This window comes from Lacihabitans lacunae (assembly GCF_042649125.1).
Lineage (GTDB): Bacteria > Bacteroidota > Bacteroidia > Cytophagales > Spirosomataceae > Leadbetterella > Leadbetterella lacunae.
The window spans coordinates 4787901-4807629 of sequence record NZ_JBHRYQ010000001.1; the positions used below are offsets into that span (position 1 = coordinate 4787901).

At 37.5% G+C, this 19729-nt stretch carries 19 protein-coding genes; 15 read left to right on the forward strand and 4 right to left on the reverse strand.

Annotation, left to right across the window (positions count from 1 at the left end; translation table 11 throughout):
- Positions 1–73 precede the first annotated feature (73 nt).
- From ACFOOI_RS20280 to sufB, 12 genes are all read left to right on the forward strand, one after another.
- Positions 74–595: a mechanosensitive ion channel domain-containing protein gene (locus tag ACFOOI_RS20280; protein WP_379839919.1), complete on the forward strand. Its 522-nt coding sequence runs from the start codon at positions 74–76 to the stop codon at positions 593–595.
- Positions 592–1947 carry a methyltransferase RsmF C-terminal domain-like protein gene (locus ACFOOI_RS20285; RefSeq protein WP_379839920.1) on the forward strand — a complete coding sequence of 452 codons (1356 nt, stop codon included), beginning with the start codon at positions 592–594 and terminating at the stop codon, positions 1945–1947. The genes ACFOOI_RS20280 and ACFOOI_RS20285 overlap by 4 nt, the downstream gene beginning before the upstream one ends.
- Positions 1948–2020: 73 nt before the next feature.
- On the forward strand, positions 2021–3016 hold the full coding sequence (locus ACFOOI_RS20290) for a glycosyl transferase (RefSeq protein WP_379839921.1): 996 nt from the start codon (positions 2021–2023) through the stop codon (positions 3014–3016).
- Positions 3017–3023: 7 nt separating this feature from the next.
- Entirely contained in the window at positions 3024–4256 is a 1233-nt protein-coding gene (locus ACFOOI_RS20295; RefSeq protein WP_379839922.1) for a glycosyltransferase family 4 protein, read from the forward strand.
- A gap of 3 nt (positions 4257–4259) precedes the next feature.
- On the forward strand, positions 4260–5342 hold the full coding sequence (locus ACFOOI_RS20300; protein ID WP_379839923.1) for a glycoside hydrolase family 99-like domain-containing protein: 1083 nt from the start codon (positions 4260–4262) through the stop codon (positions 5340–5342).
- A 9-nt stretch (positions 5343–5351) separates the two neighbouring features.
- Positions 5352–6479, forward strand: coding sequence for a thiolase family protein (locus ACFOOI_RS20305; RefSeq protein WP_379839924.1), 1128 nt, complete (start codon positions 5352–5354; stop codon positions 6477–6479).
- Complete coding sequence (locus ACFOOI_RS20310) at positions 6469–7776, forward strand: AMP-binding protein (protein ID WP_379839925.1); 1308 nt, start codon at positions 6469–6471, stop codon at positions 7774–7776. Before ACFOOI_RS20305 ends, ACFOOI_RS20310 begins: the two co-directional genes overlap by 11 nt.
- Positions 7777–7840: 64 nt before the next feature.
- A complete protein-coding gene (locus ACFOOI_RS20315) occupies positions 7841–9754 on the forward strand; it encodes a TonB-dependent receptor plug domain-containing protein (RefSeq protein WP_379839926.1) in 1914 nt (637 codons plus the stop codon).
- A 65-nt stretch (positions 9755–9819) separates the two neighbouring features.
- On the forward strand, positions 9820–10230 hold the full coding sequence (locus tag ACFOOI_RS20320; protein ID WP_379839927.1) for a 6-pyruvoyl trahydropterin synthase family protein: 411 nt from the start codon (positions 9820–9822) through the stop codon (positions 10228–10230).
- Between the two features lie 4 nt (positions 10231–10234).
- A complete protein-coding gene (gene lpxB, locus ACFOOI_RS20325; RefSeq protein WP_379839928.1) occupies positions 10235–11332 on the forward strand; it encodes a lipid-A-disaccharide synthase in 1098 nt (365 codons plus the stop codon).
- Positions 11329–11805, forward strand: a complete 477-nt coding sequence (locus tag ACFOOI_RS20330) for a hypothetical protein (protein ID WP_379839929.1) — start codon at positions 11329–11331, stop codon at positions 11803–11805. Before lpxB ends, ACFOOI_RS20330 begins: the two co-directional genes overlap by 4 nt.
- A gap of 92 nt (positions 11806–11897) precedes the next feature.
- Positions 11898–13343 (forward strand): Fe-S cluster assembly protein SufB, encoded by a 1446-nt coding sequence (gene sufB / locus ACFOOI_RS20335; RefSeq protein WP_379839930.1) that lies wholly within the window; start codon positions 11898–11900, stop codon positions 13341–13343.
- 59 nt (positions 13344–13402) lie between these two features.
- Here sufB and ACFOOI_RS20340 read toward each other — a convergent pair whose 3' ends face one another.
- Together ACFOOI_RS20340 and ACFOOI_RS20345 are read right to left on the reverse strand one after the other, a co-directional pair.
- Positions 13403–14323, reverse strand: coding sequence for a carbon-nitrogen hydrolase family protein (locus ACFOOI_RS20340; RefSeq protein WP_379839931.1), 921 nt, complete (start codon positions 14321–14323; stop codon positions 13403–13405).
- A 20-nt stretch (positions 14324–14343) separates the two neighbouring features.
- Complete coding sequence (locus ACFOOI_RS20345) at positions 14344–15096, reverse strand: SDR family NAD(P)-dependent oxidoreductase (protein WP_379839932.1); 753 nt, start codon at positions 15094–15096, stop codon at positions 14344–14346.
- On the opposite strand from ACFOOI_RS20345, the gene mtgA reads away from it, so the two are divergent.
- On the forward strand, positions 15091–15885 hold the full coding sequence (gene mtgA / locus ACFOOI_RS20350; RefSeq protein WP_379839933.1) for a monofunctional biosynthetic peptidoglycan transglycosylase: 795 nt from the start codon (positions 15091–15093) through the stop codon (positions 15883–15885). The genes ACFOOI_RS20345 and mtgA overlap by 6 nt on opposite strands.
- Before the next feature lie 133 nt (positions 15886–16018).
- The gene (locus tag ACFOOI_RS20355) at positions 16019–17086 is read left to right on the forward strand and encodes a dipeptidase (RefSeq protein WP_379839934.1); all 1068 of its coding nucleotides are present in this window, start codon (positions 16019–16021) and stop codon (positions 17084–17086) included.
- A gap of 47 nt (positions 17087–17133) precedes the next feature.
- Here the strand turns inward: ACFOOI_RS20355 and ACFOOI_RS20360 are convergent, their stop codons facing one another.
- Together ACFOOI_RS20360 and ACFOOI_RS20365 are read right to left on the reverse strand one after the other, a co-directional pair.
- Positions 17134–17772: a DUF4494 domain-containing protein gene (locus ACFOOI_RS20360; protein WP_379839935.1), complete on the reverse strand. Its 639-nt coding sequence runs from the start codon at positions 17770–17772 to the stop codon at positions 17134–17136.
- A 17-nt stretch (positions 17773–17789) separates the two neighbouring features.
- Positions 17790–18698 carry an ROK family protein gene (locus ACFOOI_RS20365; protein ID WP_379839936.1) on the reverse strand — a complete coding sequence of 303 codons (909 nt, stop codon included), beginning with the start codon at positions 18696–18698 and terminating at the stop codon, positions 17790–17792.
- Positions 18699–18888: 190 nt separating this feature from the next.
- Between ACFOOI_RS20365 and ACFOOI_RS20370 the strand changes: the two genes are divergently transcribed.
- Positions 18889–19725 (forward strand): ATP-binding cassette domain-containing protein, encoded by an 837-nt coding sequence (locus ACFOOI_RS20370; RefSeq protein WP_379839937.1) that lies wholly within the window; start codon positions 18889–18891, stop codon positions 19723–19725.
- The last annotated feature ends 4 nt before the right edge of the window (positions 19726–19729 follow it).

Here is a 19729-nt window from a genome sequence, read left to right on the forward strand (position 1 = left end):
CAAAAATAAGGTTTTACAGCAATAAATTCGATAATTTTGCAAAATCATTCGATTCAAAAAAAAAGTATTATTTATGAGGTCAATTTTTAATGAACACCTTTTCGAAAAAAGATATTTTGAGCTTGTGGCTACCTTAATAGTTTTTGTTATTTTACTTATTTTGAGACAGTTTTTTAGAACAATAATCAGAAGACATGTTTTAAAATATGAACTAGACATTCGTCAAAGACAGTACGCCAATAAGTTTTTTAACTTTATGCTATTTATCGTTTTTTTAAGCCTTCTTTGCATCATTTGGGATGTCAGTTTTAGAGGTTTGACGATATATTTTGCCTCGTTTTTTACGATAGTGGGTGTGGCTTTGTTTGCTAACTGGTCTATTTTGAGCAATGTGACGGCCTCTATTATTTTGTTTTTTAATTCTCCAATAAAAATAGGTTCCAAAATAGAAATTATGGATAAAGACCACCCAGTGGTGGGAACTGTGTTAGATATAAATTTTTTCGCCATCCAAATTCAGGATGAAGCCGGTTGTGAAATTTGGTTTCCAAACAACCTTGCGATGCAAAAACCCATTAAACAATTAGAAAAATGACCTTACCCGAAAATTTTATAAAAAATATGAAAGAGCAATTAGGCGGTGATGCCGAAAGTTTTTTCAAAGCGATAGACGGGGAAGCTTCCGTATCCGTAAGGTTAAATCCCAAAAAGGAAGTGTCGGGAATATTTTCTGAAAATATCGACAAGCATGTACCATGGACACAAAATGGCTTTTATTTAAAACAAAAACCTGTGTTTGCTCTTGATCCTTTGTTTTATTCGGGTGCTTATCAAGTTCAAGATGCCACAGCTATGTTTTTGGAGTTTGCTCTGAAAGCCACAGTTGATTTAAAAAGACCTTTGCGTGTTTTGGATATGTGTGCTGCTCCAGGAGCAACTTCTACTTTGTTGGCTTCACTTCTTAAGCCCAATGACCTTTTGGTTGTCAACGAAGTCATAAAAAGCAGATTGACTGTTTTGAAAGAGAATTTATTGAAATGGGGTTTTCCTAATGTCATCGTCACCAATCAAGATCCAGAGACTTTTTCAGATTTGGAAGGTTTCTTTGATATCGTATTGGTTGATGCTCCGAGTTCGGCAGAAGGTGTTTTCAAGAAAGACCCAAATGCCATCAATAGCTGGTCTGAGCAAAATATCCAAATGTGTGCCACACGCCAAAAGCGAATATTGAGTGCTGCTGGATTATTAGTGGCTCCGCGAGGGCACTTGATTTACACCACAAATGCCTACAACAGTGAAGAAAATTCGAAAAATGTAAAGTGGCTCACTCGAACTCTTGATTTTGTACAAGCAGAACTGGACGTGCCAGCTGAATGGAACATAGAAAAAGTAGACGGAGGCTATCAGTTTTATCCCCATAAAACCCAAGGCGAAGGTTTCTTCTTTTCTATTTTTAACCAAATGTCATTTGAAGAGGGCTTTAATGTAAGTAGGCTAAAGCTAAATGCCTTGCGTAAGTCGCAAGTGGCACTTTTGGCTCCTTGGATTAACTCCGAAGTTTTTGAAGACTTCTCTTATTTTGCTAAAACAGACGGAGTCGTAATAGCTCTATATACTAAACTTCAAAACGACTACGCAACTGTTTTTAATACCATAGTGAAGCGAAGTTCGGGTTTTGAAATCGGGATATTTAAAGGGAGCGATTTTATCCCATCTCACGGTTTGGCATTATCGCCTTTGGTTTCGGATTCTATAACCAAAGTTGAATTAAACGTTGAGGATGCAATCTCTTTTTTAAGAAAAGAAAACTTTGAAGTAGACACAGTCGAAAACGGATGGGTTTTGGTTTGTCACAAAGGCCTAGCTCTTGGTTGGGTAAAAAAAATAGGAGATAGAATTAATAATTATTTACCTGCTGAGTGGAGGCTTAAGATGGATGTTGAGTAATTGACCGCTCAATCAGGAGGTTTTTTAGCACAAAGGCATTAACTTTGCCACCCAGATTTTCAATATACGTTTTATGCCCCAAAAGTTCGCCTTTACCATTTGTTCTATAAATTATCTTGCTCAGGCAAGAGTTTTGCAAGAGACACTCGAGAGAACCAATCCCGATTATGAATTTGTGATTGGCCTCTGTGATAGGGTAGAAGGCTCAGGCGTGGACGCTTCAAAGTTAGAAGGCTTAAAGCTTCTTGAAGTTCATCAAATTGGAATCGAAGGTTTTGACGAAATGTGTGACAGATACGATATCACCGAATTAAACACGGCCATAAAACCGTTTTATTTCGACTATTTCTTCAAAACTCGTGCTGACATTGAATCCGTTATTTATTTTGATCCAGACATCGAAATTTTCGATAAGTTGGATAGGATTGAATCAGGATTAGCTGAAAATAACATAATTCTTACCCCGCATTTTTATACCCCAATATTTGATAATTATTCGCGAACAGAGCAACAAATGTTTGTGAATGGTATATATAATCTTGGTTTTTTGGCTGTAAGCCGAAGTGCCGAAACCTCTAAGTTTCTTCACTGGTGGATGACCAAATTGAAGACGGAGTGCTACATGGATATTCAAAACGGCATGTTTGTAGATCAGTTGTATTGCAACATGGTTCCGCTTTATTTTGAAGGAGTAAAAATAGATAAATACCCTGGTTTTAATATATCTTACTGGAATTTGCACGAGCGTCAACTTACTTTCAAAGACGGCAAGTATTTTTCAAACGGCGAGCCTTTGGTTTTCTATCACTACAGCGGTATAGATATCAAAGATCCTGTTAGTATTTCGAGGTGGCAAAACCGTTTTGATCTTAATAATAGACCTGACTTGGTTGCTCTTTTTGATAATTATAGAAGTTTATTGAAAAAATATCACAACGATTATTTAAAAACTATTCGTTGTTTTTATCTAAAACCTGCGGTAGTAGTGCCAAAGAAAAGTATATTGAAGCGTATTTTGACTTCAATTACATTTAGAGTGTATCACTTTTTTGAAAAACTCCCAATTTGATTATCTTATGAATATTCTCTTGATTTCTGTGGTGTTTCCTTTCCCAATCGAAGATGGGGGCAAGGTGGGTACACACAAGATGATCGAGAATCTGCGTGATAAACATCAGATTACGCTTTTGGTGCCCGAAAGTAGGCCTGAAAACATGCGTGAACTCAAAAGGTTATGGCCAAATGTAAACATTGTTACGTTTGCAAACCCTCCTTGCGATGCTAAAGAGCATATAGTAAAAAAGATTTTGAAGAGCATAAGAGGTAATAAAAAACCTACCAAAGAGCAGCTTTTTAAGCAGTCGATGCTCCTTCAAACCACCGACTTGGTAAATCTCCATTTTGCTGATTTTTTAAAGGTTTTATTGGAAATTACCGCAAACAACGATTTCGACCTAATTCAGGTAGAATTTATAGACCTTGCACCTGTTATTCATTTTTTGCCAGAAAAACCTAAAAAGATATTTGTGCATCATGAAATCAGGCACCGTCGTATGCGTTTGGAGTATCAAACGCTACACAACCACAGCAAAGAAGACCTTTGGCGAATTGAGAACATTCAAGTATTAGAAATCGGACTTTTAAATAAATACGATAAAGTTATTTGTCTGACCGAAATAGATAAAGAGTTTTTAAGAGAAGACGGGGTAATAGAAAGTAAACTCGAGGTTTCGCCATTGCCAGTAGTAATATCTGAGCATCCGGTAAATAGGCCGTTTGTTTTTCAAAATAAACTCGTGTTTTTAGGTCCTGAAGTTCACTTTCCTAACCTAGATGCTGTAGATTGGTTTTTGACCAATTGTTGGGAAAAGCTACAAAAGATTTTCCCTGACTTGGTATTTGAGATAGTAGGAAAATGGAATGAGAAGACCATTGAATCCTACCAAAACTATAAGAATGTTAAGTTCATGGGCTTTGTAGATGACCTTTCGGAGGTTATGACAGGAGCCATCATGGTGGTGCCATTGAGAATTGGTAGCGGTATGCGTATGAAAATCCTTGAGGGAGTGTCGTGGCATGTGCCTGTAGTTTCTACACCTGTGGGTGCTGAAGGTTTGCCAATGTTTCATGGTCAAAACTGTTTTTTATCTACTACACCTTTTGATTTTGTAGCATCTATTGAGGCTTTAGCTACCGATACTGACCTGCAAAATAAGTTCATTGAAGGCTCAAGAGAGCTCATAAAATCTGGATTTTCGATCGAAGATTGTATCCAAAAAAGAGAAAATATTTTTAATTCCATCGTATAATTTATGCCTGTTCGTTCTATCGCAATTCACCTTCCGCAGTTTCACCCTACACCCGAAAACAACGAGTGGTGGGGCAAAGGTTTTACAGAATGGACCAATGTGGTAAAAGCAAAGCCTAGTTTTAAAGGGCATTATCAACCACATTTGCCGGCAGACTTGGGGTTTTATGACCTTAGGTTGCCTCAAACCAGAGAAGACCAAGCAGCATTGGCAAAGCAATATGGCATCGATGGTTTTTGCTATTATCATTATTGGTTTGAAGGGCAAAAACTACTTCATGAGCCTGTGGAGGCTATCTTAAAAGATAAAAAACCAGACTTTCCTTTTTGCCTTTTTTGGGCAAATGAATCGTGGTCACGCAGGTGGCTTGGAGAGGAAAAAGAAGTGTTAATGAAACAAACGTACTCTGAAAAAGACGACGAGGAGCATATCCATTACTTACTCGAGTTTTTTAAAGACGAGCGTTATATCAAAATAAATGGCAGGCCCATATTTTTGATTTACAGGCCATATGACCTACCCGATGTAGCCAAAACTATCGCTACTTTTAAACGAATAGCAAAAGAAAATGGATTGCCTGAGCCTTATTTGGTAGCCTCAAATGCACAAGACAGAGACAAAGATCCGCACGATTATGGTTTTGACGATGTCTTGTTTTTTGAACCAAAACTGTATGTTTTATCAGAATTCAATAAAGACGAACGAACACTCAAAAAACTTGTAAGGAACTTACTTCAAGGGGTATTTAGTGCATCTAAAAAGGTGTATTCTTATTCGCAATATAAGCAGAGAGCCAAACTTGTGAATGAGCGAGCCACTTACAAAGGCTTACCGTGTGTTTTGGTTGGTTTTGATAATACGGCCCGAAGAGGCAAAAACGGCATAGTGATAAAAGACCAAAATACGGCAGAGTTTAAAACCTCACTTGAAGAAGCCGTAAAAGAGGTGGCTGAAAGGCCAGAAGACGAAAAGTTGGTGTTTATAAACGCCTGGAACGAATGGGCAGAAGGCAATCACCTTGAACCTGACCACAAAGACGGATACGCATATTTGGAAACAGTAAAGTCAGTTTTTGGTAAGAAATAAATTCAAAAAGTGAGCTACATTATTGATGCAGTAAGAGTACCAATAGGCAAAGTAAACGGCATCTATCGTCATGTTTTGCCAGAGGAATTGGCTGCTTTTTTAATCAAAAGTTTAATAGAGAGAAATCCTGGTTTAGAGGTTATTGTGCAAGAAGTGATTTTAGCAAACGCTTTCGGAACTGGAGGAAATATGGCCCGTTATGCTACTTTAGCTGCTGGTTTATCAAATAAAGTACCTGCATTTACCATCGATTCTCAATGTTCGGGAGGCTTAAAAAGCATAGAAATAGCTCATCAATACATCAAAAGTGGTAATTTAGAATATATATTGGCCGGTGGAATGGAAAGTAAAAGCCTTTCACCAGAGAAAAAATATCATCCGAACGATAAAAGAGGCAAAGGGGATTTTTCATATAAAATTGCCAAGTTTAGCCCTGAACAAACTTCAGAGGAGCCTTTGCTTGATGCCGCCGAACAAGTAGCATTAAACTTGGGTGTTTCTAAAATGGAGCTTTTAGAATGGTGTTTAGATTCTCATAAAAAAGCGGCAACTGCTATTTCTTCTCTAATTCTAAATTCATTTATTTCAAGATTGGAGGCTGGGCATACTGACCAGAGTATAAAACCAAATTTGAGTTTAGGATTACTAAAAAAAGCCTCAAGCGAGAAGCTGATAGACAAAACCACATCTTCACACTTTAATGACGCATCTGCTGTTTTGTTTTTATCAAAAAATGATAGTTTCGGAGAGAAAAAAGCAATTGCGAAAATACTAGAGACTATAACCGTAGGTGCTGATCCAAACTTGGCTCCAGCGGCTATTATGACTGCATTAGACGCACTTTTACTAAAATCAAAAATAGATATAGCAGACATCGATTTGTTTGAGATAAATGAATCCTTTGCCATAAATCCATTGTTAATTATTAAAAACAAGGGAGTTTCAGCTCAAAAAGTAAATGTACTTGGTGGAGCTTTAGCGTATGGACATGCATATGGAGCCTCCGGGGCTATTAATTTGCTGCATTTGTGCGTAAGTTTGCAGACTTTTAATAAAAAGCTAGGGGTAGTAATTATTCCTGCTGCGGGTGGTTTAGCTACTGCAATGCTTATTGAAAATTTGAAAAATGATATTTGAAAATCTAAAGGAAGTATCCAAAGATAAAATTGCGATTAAATACCTCGAGAGGGTGTTGACGTATGGTGCTTTGACTTTAGAAATCAAGAAAAGGGCAGCCGCTTTGTCGGTGTTGAAGAAAGATTTAGTGCTTTGTCATACAGATGAGTTAGAGAATCTCCTCAATTTTTTAGCGGCCATGTTTATTGGCAAAAAAGCTGTTATTGCGGGGAAGCAATTTCAACATATTCAGTCGGTTTTTGATGTTACTACTTTTGATTTCGTTCATCAACTTAATTACACTGATTCAGAAGTTTGCCAAATAAAGCCTTCAGATAAAGATATATTTTTGGGAGTATTAAGTGGAGGTTCTACTGCAAGTCCAAAAATCATTTGGAAAGACTATCAATCTTGGTTTTCCGCATTTCCTTACCAGTCGCAAGTTTTCGGCATTTCAGACTCTGACTCAGTTTTTGTTTTAGATGCATTAGGATATTCGGCTAATCTCAATTCCGTTTTACATGCCCTATGGCAGGGTGCTACTGTGGTTTTAGGTAGGCTTCAAGACGCTTCGCAGTGGATGCGGCAATTTGAGGAGGAGCATGTGAGTTCGGTGTTTTTGGTGCCTTCTCATTATAGATTATTGGTTGTTTCGGGTGGGAAAATGCCAGGCATTAAATCATTAGTTAGTGCAGGAGAAAAGTTGGACGTAAGCACCGCTGAGCAACTGATAGCGAAATGCCCAAATGCAGTTTTAACCGAATATTATGGTGCCTCAGAGTTAGGTCATGTTAGTTTTCAACAAAATCAAGATATTGTAAATAATCCGGCTTCACTTGGGAAAGCGTTTCCTGGAGTTGATATTTCTATTAAAAACGATAAGATTTTTGTAGAAAGTTCATATGTTTCACCCGAGTATCGCGACTCGCCCACGGTTTTTGACCTTGGATTTATTGATGCAGACGGTCTTTTGTTTGTGTTGGGAAGGGAAGGTCGAATGTTTAACAAACGAGGTTTAAATATTTTTGCCGAAGAAATTGAAAACAAAGCCTTGCTGTTTCAGGCCATCAAAGAGGCAGTTTTAATCGAGAGTTTAAATCACCTCGGAAAGCCCAAACTCGAGCTTTTGGTAGTTTGCGAAGCAAAGATAGTATTAAATAAAAAAGAGTTAAGAGAGTTTTTGTTGACGGTTTTGCCTCCTCAAAAACTACCAAATAAAATCACCCAAGTGGCTGAGTTGCCGCGTACTTTGGCTGGTAAAATAGATTTCAAAGCCTTTTCTAAACGCCCCGTGGAAGAAGAGCATGCTGACGCATAAAGCATTAAGCGTTTGGGGTTTATATTCCTGTTTCTATTTTATTATTTTCAAAAAAAAACATTTTATGTATTTTAAATCTATATGCATACTGTTGGGTATGTGTGGCACATTGTATGCACAAGACAGCACAGGCTTAGACCTACAGGAGTTAACAGTTACGGCCAATATTATCGGACAAAACTTAAAAGAAACCGGACGAAATGTTACGGTTATTGATCAAAAAACAATTGCTGCTTCGCCAGTAAAAACAGTGGATGGTATTTTGCAATATGCTCTAAATATTGACGTAAGGTCGCGGTCGTCGGCTGGTGTGCAGGCTGATATTAGTATCAGAGGTGGGCATTACGATCAAACCTTGATTTTACTAAATGGCCAAAAAATGAATGACCCACAAACGGGGCATCACACGCAAAATATTCCGGTGAGTATAGACCAAATAGAGCGAATAGAGGTGCTTCAAGGCGGTGCTTCAAGGGTTTTCGGGCCGAGTGCATTTTCTGGTGTGATAAATATTATTACAAAGAAAGTAACCCGCACAGGCGGAAGTTTAAAGGTGATAGGAGGGCAGCACAAGTTGCTTAATGCAAGTGGCTATGGCGATTATTACCATAATAAAGTTACAGCATCATTAGGTTTTGATGTTTTGAAAAATGACGGATTTGCTCTGAATACCGCAGTTAATAAAAATATTGGATATGCAAATTTGAGTTACTTACTCAAAACCGGTAGTCTTGATTTTTCGTATGGAATACTTTCTAACAAATTTGGAGCTTCTAATTTTTATTCGCCCAAGTTTTATAATCAATACGAGGAAGTTGCTTCCCAGGTTTTTTCGGGCATTTGGAATGCTCAGTTTACCCCAAAACTAAGTGCTACATTGATGGCAAATTTTAGGAAGCACAATGACTTGTATGACTTTGACGGTTACCTTCAAAAAGAAGGAAAGCTTAATTCTGTAAATTTTCACCAAACAGACGTTGCGGATATCGAATGGAAGTTTAGGTCAAACAATAGGTTCGGGAAAACTGCCTTTGGCATAGAATATAGACAAGAAAACGTGAAGTCGAACCGCTTGGGAGAGAAAGTGGCTGATCCTACATTTGTAAAAGATTACCCAACAATTGCCTATGCATTTGCCAAAAAGAGAGAAAACTACTCGGGATTTTTAGAGCATAATTTCAAAATAAATTCTCTTCAAATTTCTACGGGGTCATTGTTAAATTTTAATTCGCAATTTGGTTTTGCATTTTATCCTGGCATTGATATTTCGCAGGCAGTGGGCAAGTCAATGAATGTATATGCCAGTGCCAATCGCTCGCTTAGGCTGCCTACTTTTACAGAGTTGTATCTCAATACTTCCACCGTAAAAGCCGATCCGAATCTTTTACCTGAAAAAGCAATAAGCTATGAATTAGGTCTAAAATGGAATAAAGGCGTAGTTTCGGGGCAAGCTGTAGTATTTTATAGACAAACAAAAGACGCGATTGATAAAGTAAAAAGACCTGAACTTACAGTGCCAACCATGGAAAATATCAACAATATTAACATGATGGGAATTGAGGTTAGCGAGAAAATCGCATTAAACTCATGGTTAAATTCAAAAGTATTGGAGACTTTACAGTTTAACTATGCATATCTAAATGCCGACAGAAAAGAAGACGGCTTTCAGTCTTTTTATACCTTAAACTATTTACGTCATAAATTCTCAACTGGCTTGGTTATTAAACCCGTTGAAAACTTAAATATTAGCCTTTGGTACACCTACAAATTTAGAGAAGGAACCTATCAGTGGGATGCCCAAACGCCTGCTCAGGCCTATAAACCTGTAAAGTTATTGGATGTAAGGGCGGCTTATAGCCTTAAAAAAGTGAAGCTATTTGCCGATTTTAATAACCTTCTAAACTATCAATATTTCGAGTTTGGCTTTGTTCAGCAGCCAGGAAGATGGATAAGTGGAGGTGTTAAGGTTGATTTTTGATTTTTTTAGCCCTTTTTTAATAAATAGGTGGTAATTTTGCATTCCGAAATTTATTTACAGAAAAAATGATTCAGATTACAAGGAGAGAAACATTTAATGCTGCTCACCGTCTGTTTAATCCCAAGTGGGATGCAGAAAAAAACTTCGAGGTCTTTGGGCCTTGCTCTCGCATACATGGGCACAATTGGGAACTGTTCGTTACAGTTTCTGGTGAAATCAATCCAGATACGGGTTTTGTGATGGATCTAAAAGATCTAAGAGACTTGGTTCGTGAAGAAATAATAGATAAAGTAGACCATACGTATCTTAATGAGGACGTGCCTTTTTTGAAAGGAATGCTTCCGAGTACAGAAAACTTCGCGATTGCCATTTGGAAAATTATCCAGCCTTTGCTTAAGTCTAAGTACAATGTGGATTTATTCAAAATAAAACTGACAGAAACTACCAATCACTTTGTAGAGTATTTTGGTAAATAACACTATGAGGTATTTTATTGTATCTGGCGAAAAATCAGGAGATATGCACGCTGCAAATCTCGTAAAGAGTATTTTGAGTCAAGACAGTGATGCCGAAATAGTAGGCTGGGGCGGAGAAGCAATGGAAGCCGCGGGAGCCAAAATATTAAAAAATTATAGAGAATTAGCTTTTATGGGATTTTGGGAGGTTATCAAAAACCTCCCAACAATCTTAGGTTTTTTGAAAGAAATAAAAGTTCAAATCACCGATTTTCAGCCAGATGTTCTCGTATTTGTAGACTATGCGGGGTTTAATCTTAAGGTAGCTAAGTGGGCCAAAAGTCAAAATCTAAAAACCGCTTTTTATATTGCTCCAAAAGCTTGGGCATGGCAAAAAAACAGGGTCTATACCATTAAAAAATACATCGACGAGCTGTTGGTTATTTTTCCATTTGAAAAGGCGTTTTTTGGAAATTTTGGAATATCAACCACGTATGTTGGCAATCCATTGTTAGACCAAATGTCTGGTTTTGAAGCCAATCCTGATTTTTTGAAAGATCAAAATTTAGGTAAAAAGCCTATAATAGCCTTGCTTCCAGGGAGTAGGAGCCAAGAAGTTAAAAATATGTTGGGCCTTATGCAAACTTTGGCCGAAACCAAAAAGGAGTTTGATTGGGTGGTAGCCGGGGTGAGTTCTTTGCCAAATGAGTTGTATGCTTTTGAAAACTTAAAAGTGGTAAAAGACCAAACGTACGATTTGTTAAAAAACGCTACTGCGGCAATAGTTACCTCAGGCACAGCTACGTTGGAAACCGCACTGATGGCGGTTCCGCAGGTGGTAGTTTACAAAACCAGTGTTTTCTCATATTGGATAGCCAAAAGCGTTGTCAATATTCCGTATATATCTTTGGTTAATTTAATTGGAGAAAAAGAAATAGTAAAAGAGTTAATTCAGGGAGATTATAATTTAGAAAAAGTTGAATTTGAACTTAATAAACTGCTTCCTGGAAATAATTTAAGAGAAAAACAGTTAACTGATTATAGTGTTTTAAAATCAACTATTGGAGAAAAAGGAGCTTCTGACAAAGCGGCTGCTGTCATACTAAAACTTGCAAAAAAATGAAGAAAATCTTATTCGTATTTGTGTTCCTTGGCCTTTTGGCGGGATGTAAATCATCTAGCACAGACGTTACTCCTAAAACAAACGTGGAATTATTGGCTGGCACGAGTTCAAAAAAATGGAAAGTTACAGACGGAACTGTATTGTATAGCGGCTTAACAGTAAACTTGGTTTCAAATCAGCCGCCATGTGTTACAGATAATATTTTGACTTTGTTTGCAGATAAAACCTATGAGCTGTCAGAAGGGGCGGTTAAATGCAACATGACAGACCCGAGTGTGATCGTAAAGTCTACTTGGTCTCTAGAAGAGTCGCCTTTGAAAATATCGATTAATAAATTCATTTTTTTAGATTACGTGATAGATAACCCAGTCTTTATTATTAAAACCATTGACGAGAAGCAGTTTACAGGAGAAACTCTTGTGAAATATAATGGAAATAATTATGTTGCTACCATTACTTTTACTGCCCAATAATCAATATTTAATTAGTTTGGAATTATTCTAAGCAAGCCGAACATATTTAGAATAAACGGTGTTATAAATAAATACTCAATAGAGAAATTTTTATGAGCAAGGATTTAGATTTACTAGAAGAATTAACTACATCAGAATATAAGTACGGTTTTTACACGGACATTGAGGCTGACGAAGCTCCTCCAGGTCTTAGTGAAGATATCGTAAGGTTTATTTCTGCAAAGAAAAACGAACCTGAATGGATGTTGAACTTGAGACTGGATGCCTACAGAGAGTGGCTTAAGTTAACTGAGCCTACTTGGCCAAATGTGAAATACACTAAGCCTGATTTCCAGGCCATTAAATATTATTCAGCTCCCAAACAAAAAGTTACAATCGGTAGCTTAGACGAAGTCGACCCTGAATTAAGGAAGACTTTTGAGCGTTTAGGTATTTCTTTGAAAGAGCAAGAGCGACTAACTGGCGTAGCGGTTGATGCAGTTATTGACTCGGTTTCTGTGGCTACAACTTTTAGAGCAAAACTAGGAGAGATGGGCATCATTTTTATGTCTATTTCTGAGGCTATCAAAGAGCATCCGGAATTAATCAAAAAATATTTAGGTTCAGTTGTTCCAGTAAAAGATAACTTTTATTCGGCCCTTAATGCCGCTGTTTTCTCTGACGGATCGTTTTGTTACATTCCAAAAGGCGTAAGATGTCCAATGGAATTGTCAACATATTTTAGAATAAATGCAGCAGGAACAGGTCAGTTTGAGCGTACGCTTATTGTGGCTGACGAAGGTTCATACGTAAGTTATTTAGAAGGTTGTACGGCACCTAGTCGTGACGAGAATCAGCTTCACGCTGCAGTAGTAGAGATTTTTGCTCACGAAAATGCGGAAGTTAAATATTCAACTGTACAAAACTGGTACCCAGGAGATAAAGAAGGAAAAGGTGGAGTTTATAATTTTGTAACCAAAAGAGGTTTATGTTTTGGTGATAATTCTAAAATTTCATGGACACAAGTAGAAACCGGTTCTGCCATTACTTGGAAATACCCTTCGGTGATATTGAAAGGAGATAATTCTATCGGGGAGTTTTATTCGGTAGCGGTAACTAACAATTATCAACAAGCAGACACAGGTACTAAAATGATTCACTTAGGTAAAAATACCAAAAGTAGGATTGTATCGAAAGGTATTTCGGCTGGTAAAAGCCAAAACTCATACAGAGGATTGGTAGAAATATCAAAAAGAGCTGAAAATGCCCGTAACTTCTCTCAGTGTGACTCTATGCTACTTGGAGACCGTTGTGGTGCACACACGTTCCCTTATATAGAATGTCATAATTCAACTGCTTCAGTAGAGCACGAGGCCACGACTTCGAAAATTGGTGAAGATCAATTGTTTTATTGTAACCAGCGAGGAATTGACTCAGAATCGGCGGTGGCTTTAATAGTAAATGGATATGCAAAAGAAGTTTTAAATCAACTTCCTATGGAGTTTGCGGTAGAAGCTCAAAAATTACTTGAAATTTCGTTAGAAGGTTCAGTTGGATAAAATCTGATTGAAAGATGACATATTACTAAAAAAGCTACCCCAAGGGTAGCTTTTTTAGTTTATTCTGTTTTTTGGTCAGGTTGTTTATTTACCTTAAATTCAAATATGTCAGTTCGGGCATAATGTCCAATTGGGTCAAAATCAAGTTTGCTTTTCAGAATATCTTTTAAATCTATTTCTGCTATTACAGCTCCTGACTTTCCAAACAACGGCCCAGCTAAAACTTCCCCCAATGGCGAAACTATGATACTCCCACCTTCGCAAAAGTCCTCGATTTCGTCATGGACCAAATGTTGATATTCTTCTGGATACATCGATTTTTGCATGTATTGGTTACAGCCTAACACAAAGCAGCGGCCTTCTAAAGCGATGTGTTTCATAGTAGAAGTCCAGTTTTCTCTTGCGTCTGCTGTAGGTGCAATGTAAATCTCTACACCTTGTTGATACATGGCCATTCGAGCTAGTGGCATATAGTTTTCCCAACAGATCAAGCCTCCTAGTTTACCTATTTCGGTGTCAAAGCTAACTAAGTCCGTCCCGTCTGATTCCGCCCAAATTAGCCTTTCCGTGCCCGTAGGTTTTATTTTTCGGTGCACACCCATAAATCCAGCTTTGGGCGATATATAAAGCATTGAGCAATATAGACTTCCAGAGGTTTTGTTTTTTTCGGTGATACCAATTACTAAATAAATGTTTAGCTCTTGGGCTAATTTTTCTAAGCGTTTTAAATCCGAACTTTCCAAATCAAAGCTCTCTTCATAGTATTTGGCGTAGAGTGCTCGACCTCCGTCTGTTCGTCTGCCCAATGTCGCTCCAAAATTAAAACCTCTTGGGTAGCCCGGTATAAATGATTCAGGGAAAACGATGAGTTTGCAGCCTTCCTGAGCATATTTTAAACATAAAGTTTCAACCTTTTCTATGGTTTTCTCTTTATCGAAGAAAACAGGAGAGTCTTGTATTAAGGCAACTTTTATTTTCATATTTTTAAGCGAAATAGGTATTAATGGACATAACTTCCAGCATTAAAATCGATGGTGGAGCCCGTAGCATGATCCATTAAACCTGCGGCAATAAGATTTACAATTGGGGCAATGTCTTCGGGCTGTGTTAAGGTTTTTAACGATAGTTCAGATAGAACTGCATCTTCGCCATGTTCGTCAATAAAGCTTTGTGCCATTGGGGTTTGAGTAAAACCTGGTGCAAGTAAAAAGGACTTAATGTTATATTTTCCAAAAGACCGAGCAACGGTTCTGCCCAACGAAACCACACCTCCTTTAGAGGCAGCATAGGCCAAGTAATCTTCGGTTTCACCTCTAAATGCAGCCCTTGAGGCTACATATATCATTCGACCGCCGTCTTTGTTTTCTTTAAAGTGATTTATGCCCAGTTGGGTCAAAATACCTACAGCATCTAAGTTTACACGCATGCTTTTTTGCCATACTTCCAGCCAGTTAGAGTCATCTAAGGCGTGTTTCTCAAAAATGCCTGCATTGTGAACAATCAAGTCTATTTTGCCAAAAGCCTGGAGCACATCTGTAAAAAAGGGTTCGATTTCTTCAGGGTTTCCTAAATTGGCTTTGAAAACTTGGGAATTATTCCCTTCTATCAAAAGCTCGTTGGCAGCTTCAGTGTTAGCATTACAGTGAATGGCCACTTGGGCTCCTGAGGCCATTAATGATTTTGCAATTGCCTTTCCTATACCACTTGAGGCACCTGTTATAATTATTTTTTTATTCGATAAATCAATTTGCATACATTTGTAAAAAAAGAATACATAGATATTATGGCCAAAGCCAATACTTTCAGAAAACCTAAACCAAAAATAAGGAAAAAGAGATCACTTAAAGGTACTGTCGTTAAGTTTATTGTTAAAGCGGTATTTTATTTTATGGTGGCTTCTATTGGGTCAGTGGTATTTTTTAAGTTTGTGCCTATTCCGTTTACGCTCACCATGGTAAACGAAAAATTAAGTGCTTTGGCTTCGGGCGAGGACTCTGAAATTCACTACAATTGGCGTTCATATAACCGTGTATCTCGAGAAATGCACCTTGCCGCTGTAGCAGCCGAAGACCAGCTATTTCCACAGCACTTTGGGTTTGACTTTAAGTCAATGCAAAATGCCTTCAAAAATAACATGAAAGGCAAAAAAGTAAGAGGAGCAAGTACCATTACGCAGCAAGTAGCTAAAAACGTATTTCTTTGGCAAGGCAGAAGTTATGTCAGAAAAGCCCTTGAAGTGTATTTTACAGTGCTGATTGAGGTTATTTGGGGAAAGCAACGTATACTTGAAGTCTATGTAAATGTGGCCGAAATGGGGCCTCATATTTTTGGGGTAGAAGCCGCATCGCAACATTATTTCGGTAAATCAGCCGAAAATATATCACGAGTGCAAGCTGCAAAACTTGCGGCGGTATTGCCAAGCCCTAAGAAATGGTCGGTTAGTAACCCTGGTCCTTATGTTTCAAGAAGGTTTCCTAAGATCACCCGACAAATGTCTGCCCTGGGCGGAACTGCCTATATCCGTGGTTTAAGGAGCTTTTAAACCTATTAAGCTAAATTTTGGATAGTGTTTTATTTGTGGCTAATTTTTGATTGCTACAATTGTATGGAAGTCTCGTATAATTTTGTTTAATTGTATGTTTTACAGCCAATTAAGAAAACCTAAACATAAAACCATGCTAATATTTGACGCCCACTTAGACCTTTCCATGAACGCCTTGGAATGGAACCGAGACTACACGCAATCTATTTCTGAAATACGTAATCGTGAAAATGGATTAACTGACAAACCTGACCGAGGAAATGGCGTAGTTTCTTTTGAGGAAATGCGAAAAGGGAATGTAGGAATGTGCGTGGCTACACTCATAGCGAGGTATGTGCATCAAAGCAACAAGTTGCCCGGTTGGCATTCTCCTGAACAAGCTTGGGCCCAAACTAGAGGTCAGTTGGCGTGGTATAACGCCATGGAAGATAAAGGAGAACTCACACAAATTTACGATTTAGACTCTCTTGAAAGCCACTTAAGTTCTTGGGAAAATAAAGGAGATACTAAACACCCGATTGGGTATATACTAAGTTTAGAGGGAGCCGATTCTTTTTACAGCCTTGACTGCGTAGATGTGGCTTACGAGTCTGGTTTACGGGCCATTGGTCCTGCACATTATGGTCCAGGCACGTATGCTTTTGGTACAGATTCTGATGGGCCGCTTTCTACCAATGGAAAGGCTTTGCTTAAAAAAATGTCTGAATATGACTTCATTTTGGATGTTACACACCTTTCTGATACTTGTTTTTGGGAAGCTTTAGATTTATTTGAAGGTTCGGTGTGGGCCAGTCACCACTTATGTAGGGCCATTACACCTCATAATAGGCAACTTTCTGACGAGATGATAAAGGCTTTGCTAAAACGTGATGCCGTAATCGGAATGGCTTTCGACGCTTGGATGATTGTTCCAAACTGGCAAAGAGGCATTTCAACTCCAAAGGGCTTAAGTGTTAACTTAGAAAAGCTGTTGGATCATTTAGATCACATTTGTCAGCTGGCAGGGCATACACAATGCGTAGGTATTGGTTCAGACCTTGACGGGGGTTTTGGAAAAGAACAAGGACCGTATGATATTGAAACTATTGCAGACTTGCAGAAAATACCGGATATATTAACAAAAAGAGGATATACACAATCAGACATTGAAGGCATAATGCATGGCAATTGGTTAAGTTTTTTAAGAAAACATTGGGCATAAAAAAAGGGACATAAAGTCCCTTTTTTTAATAATTGAAATCAATACTTTTACTCCTCTATTTGAGCGTTTATAGCATTTTCTTCGTCTAAATCCTCACTTTCTGTTTCTTCAGCTAAAGCTTCCTCTTCAGCTATCTCAATTTCTTCTTCTTCAACTTCTTCCATAAATTCATCTTCTGAACTCACCAGTGGTTCTTGTATTTGAGGTACAACCTGACTTAAAGGTTTAAAGTTAGAAGGAATTTCTTTTTGTTCCGCATCCGGTTCTTCGTAAGGAATTACATCCAAAATCTTAGTAGCGTTAATATCAGAGATGATATAGTCCTGCACCTGTCCAAGTTTTTCTACCAAAAGACCGTAGCATTCTTTGATGTCATGAGCGTTTAAAAGCATCATGAAAGGCACTTTTTTCTCATTCTGTGTTTTTTCATCAAAAACTATATATTGAACTTTACATTTGAACCATATTTCGGCATTATTTTCTATAAAAAACACTTCGTTAAATTTCATTTTGGTTAAACCAATTAACTGAAATTCTGGAAGTTCTGCTGCAAAATAGTTGTATGCTCTCGCTTCTGCGTCTGTATATGAAACCGCATCAAACAGGTAAGCCTGATTGATAGTCTTCGTATTTCCTTTTTCGTCTTGTTGTTGAAATCTAATTTTCGATTGAAACCAAGTCGCCATTATATTTTATTTAATTGTTATTTTACTAATTCAGCTGCACCAAACACACCGGCACTGTCACCAAGTTTTGGTTTTAAAAATATCGTTTCTACTTTTCTATTATTAAATATGTAGTTTTCTATTCTTTTTACTCCTTCGGTATAAAGCAAATCTATGTTGCTCACGCCGCCTCCCAATACGATTACATTAGGATCAAGTACATTTATGATAGAGCTAATGGCTTTTGCAAAAGAAGTTAAAAGTCTTTCGATTGTTTCTGTAGCAAAAGTATCTGTACCCGCCAAATGACGCTCATATATATCTTTTAGTCCTAAATGGCTTCCGCTAATTTTCTCGTAATATCGTTCTAGAGCCGGACCTGCAAAGACTTTCTCGTTGCAGCCACTCTTGCCACAATAACAAGGTTCTCCGTCTTCTTCCAGCACGATATGGCCCCATTCGCCTCCAATTCCGTGGTGACCGCCCAATACTTTGCCATTTACTACCACGCCGCCACCCACGCCAGTGCCCATTATCACGCCAAAAACCACCTCGGCACCCTTTATACCTTTGGCAGCACCTTGTGTAGCTTCAGCTAGAGCAAAGCAGTTGGCATCGTTTGCCATTTCTACCCGTACGCCCAAAAGCTCAGCCAAGTCTTTTTTCATGGGTTGCCCATTCATGCACACTGTGTTGCAGTTTTTCATGGTTTGCAAGGTAGGGTCCAATGTGCCCGGTGTGCTAAAACCTACGGCTGTAGGCTTAATATTCGTTTCAGCTATTAGGCTGTCTATCAGTAGTTTTATTCTATCTAATATATGTTGGTATCCTTGGTCTGCTTCAGTCGCTATCCTTTTACGAGCGATGGTTTCCTCAGTGGCTCTATCCAATACAATACATTCTATTTTAGTACCTCCTAGGTCTATTCCCCACAGATAATTACTCATTTTAGGTTGATTTGTTTTTGCGAAATTAAGGATTTTTTTTGGTCAAATTAGAATGTTCTTTGATTTTATGGAATGTCAAATTGTCAGTGATATTCTGTGTTTATTACTGATGAAAAAATATTTGTATATTAATTTGGAAAACAATAAGATTTTAAATTACATTTGTAGTGTACTATTAAACTAATACACTATGATTTCCATACGTAATCTAACTTTTAGGTATTCAAAGGATAAGTTATTATTCGAAAATCTCAATCTTGAACTTCAGACAGGAAAAGTTTATGGACTTTTAGGTAAAAATGGGGCTGGTAAATCTTCGTTGCTTTATAATATATCTGGCCTGTTATTTCCTCTATATGGCGAAATAAATGTTTTAGGATATGTTCCTAAGGATCGAAAGCCAAGTTTTTTATCTAGCATTTATTTTTTACCGGAAGAGTTTGCCTTACCTTCTATTAACATCACACAATTTTTAAAACTTAATTCACCTTTTTATCCTGATTTTGACTCGCAACAATTTTATGACTTTTTAAAAGAATTTGATATAGATACTTCTGATAAACTCAGTAATATTTCATTGGGACAACAGAAAAAAGTAATGATTGCTTTTGGGCTTGCTTGTAATACTAAAATATTGATAATGGATGAACCTACTAATGGCTTAGATATCCCATCAAAAAGTAAGTTTAGAAAATTAGTAGCTGCAAATATTAGTGATGAAAAGCTATTTATAATTTCTACGCATCAAGTAAAGGATATGGAAAGCTTAATAGATCAGGTTATAATCTTAAAAGACAATAAAATTGTTTTAAATACATCGGTTGAAGATATCGGGCAAAAATTGAGTTTTCAAATTTTAAAAAGTCAGGATGATGAAGTACTGTTTTCTGAGGAAACGATTCATGGAAAAGTGGGAGTGGTAAAAAATGTAGAAGGTTTAGAAAGCAAGGTTAATATTGAACATCTTTTTGGGGCAGTTATGAAAAACTCGCATTTAATCAATGAAATTTTTCCTAAACAACTATAAATCA

Bases quoted from the DNA above. Each gene is read 5' to 3' on its own strand.
- ACFOOI_RS20280 (WP_379839919.1), top strand. From the start codon at position 74: ATGAGGTCAATTTTTAATGAACACCTTTTCGAAAAAAGATATTTTGAG.
- ACFOOI_RS20285 (WP_379839920.1), top strand. From the start codon at position 592: ATGACCTTACCCGAAAATTTTATAAAAAATATGAAAGAGCAATTAGGC.
- ACFOOI_RS20290 (WP_379839921.1), top strand. From the start codon at position 2,021: ATGCCCCAAAAGTTCGCCTTTACCATTTGTTCTATAAATTATCTTGCT.
- ACFOOI_RS20295 (WP_379839922.1), top strand. From the start codon at position 3,024: ATGAATATTCTCTTGATTTCTGTGGTGTTTCCTTTCCCAATCGAAGAT.
- ACFOOI_RS20300 (WP_379839923.1), top strand. From the start codon at position 4,260: ATGCCTGTTCGTTCTATCGCAATTCACCTTCCGCAGTTTCACCCTACA.
- ACFOOI_RS20310 (WP_379839925.1), top strand. From the start codon at position 6,469: ATGATATTTGAAAATCTAAAGGAAGTATCCAAAGATAAAATTGCGATT.
- ACFOOI_RS20315 (WP_379839926.1), top strand. From the start codon at position 7,841: ATGTATTTTAAATCTATATGCATACTGTTGGGTATGTGTGGCACATTG.
- ACFOOI_RS20320 (WP_379839927.1), top strand. From the start codon at position 9,820: ATGATTCAGATTACAAGGAGAGAAACATTTAATGCTGCTCACCGTCTG.
- lpxB (WP_379839928.1), top strand. From the start codon at position 10,235: ATGAGGTATTTTATTGTATCTGGCGAAAAATCAGGAGATATGCACGCT.
- ACFOOI_RS20330 (WP_379839929.1), top strand. From the start codon at position 11,329: ATGAAGAAAATCTTATTCGTATTTGTGTTCCTTGGCCTTTTGGCGGGA.
- sufB (WP_379839930.1), top strand. From the start codon at position 11,898: ATGAGCAAGGATTTAGATTTACTAGAAGAATTAACTACATCAGAATAT.
- ACFOOI_RS20340 (WP_379839931.1), bottom strand. From the start codon at position 14,323: ATGAAAATAAAAGTTGCCTTAATACAAGACTCTCCTGTTTTCTTCGAT.
- ACFOOI_RS20345 (WP_379839932.1), bottom strand. From the start codon at position 15,096: ATGCAAATTGATTTATCGAATAAAAAAATAATTATAACAGGTGCCTCA.
- ACFOOI_RS20355 (WP_379839934.1), top strand. From the start codon at position 16,019: ATGCTAATATTTGACGCCCACTTAGACCTTTCCATGAACGCCTTGGAA.
- ACFOOI_RS20360 (WP_379839935.1), bottom strand. From the start codon at position 17,772: ATGGCGACTTGGTTTCAATCGAAAATTAGATTTCAACAACAAGACGAA.
- ACFOOI_RS20365 (WP_379839936.1), bottom strand. From the start codon at position 18,698: ATGAGTAATTATCTGTGGGGAATAGACCTAGGAGGTACTAAAATAGAA.
- ACFOOI_RS20370 (WP_379839937.1), top strand. From the start codon at position 18,889: ATGATTTCCATACGTAATCTAACTTTTAGGTATTCAAAGGATAAGTTA.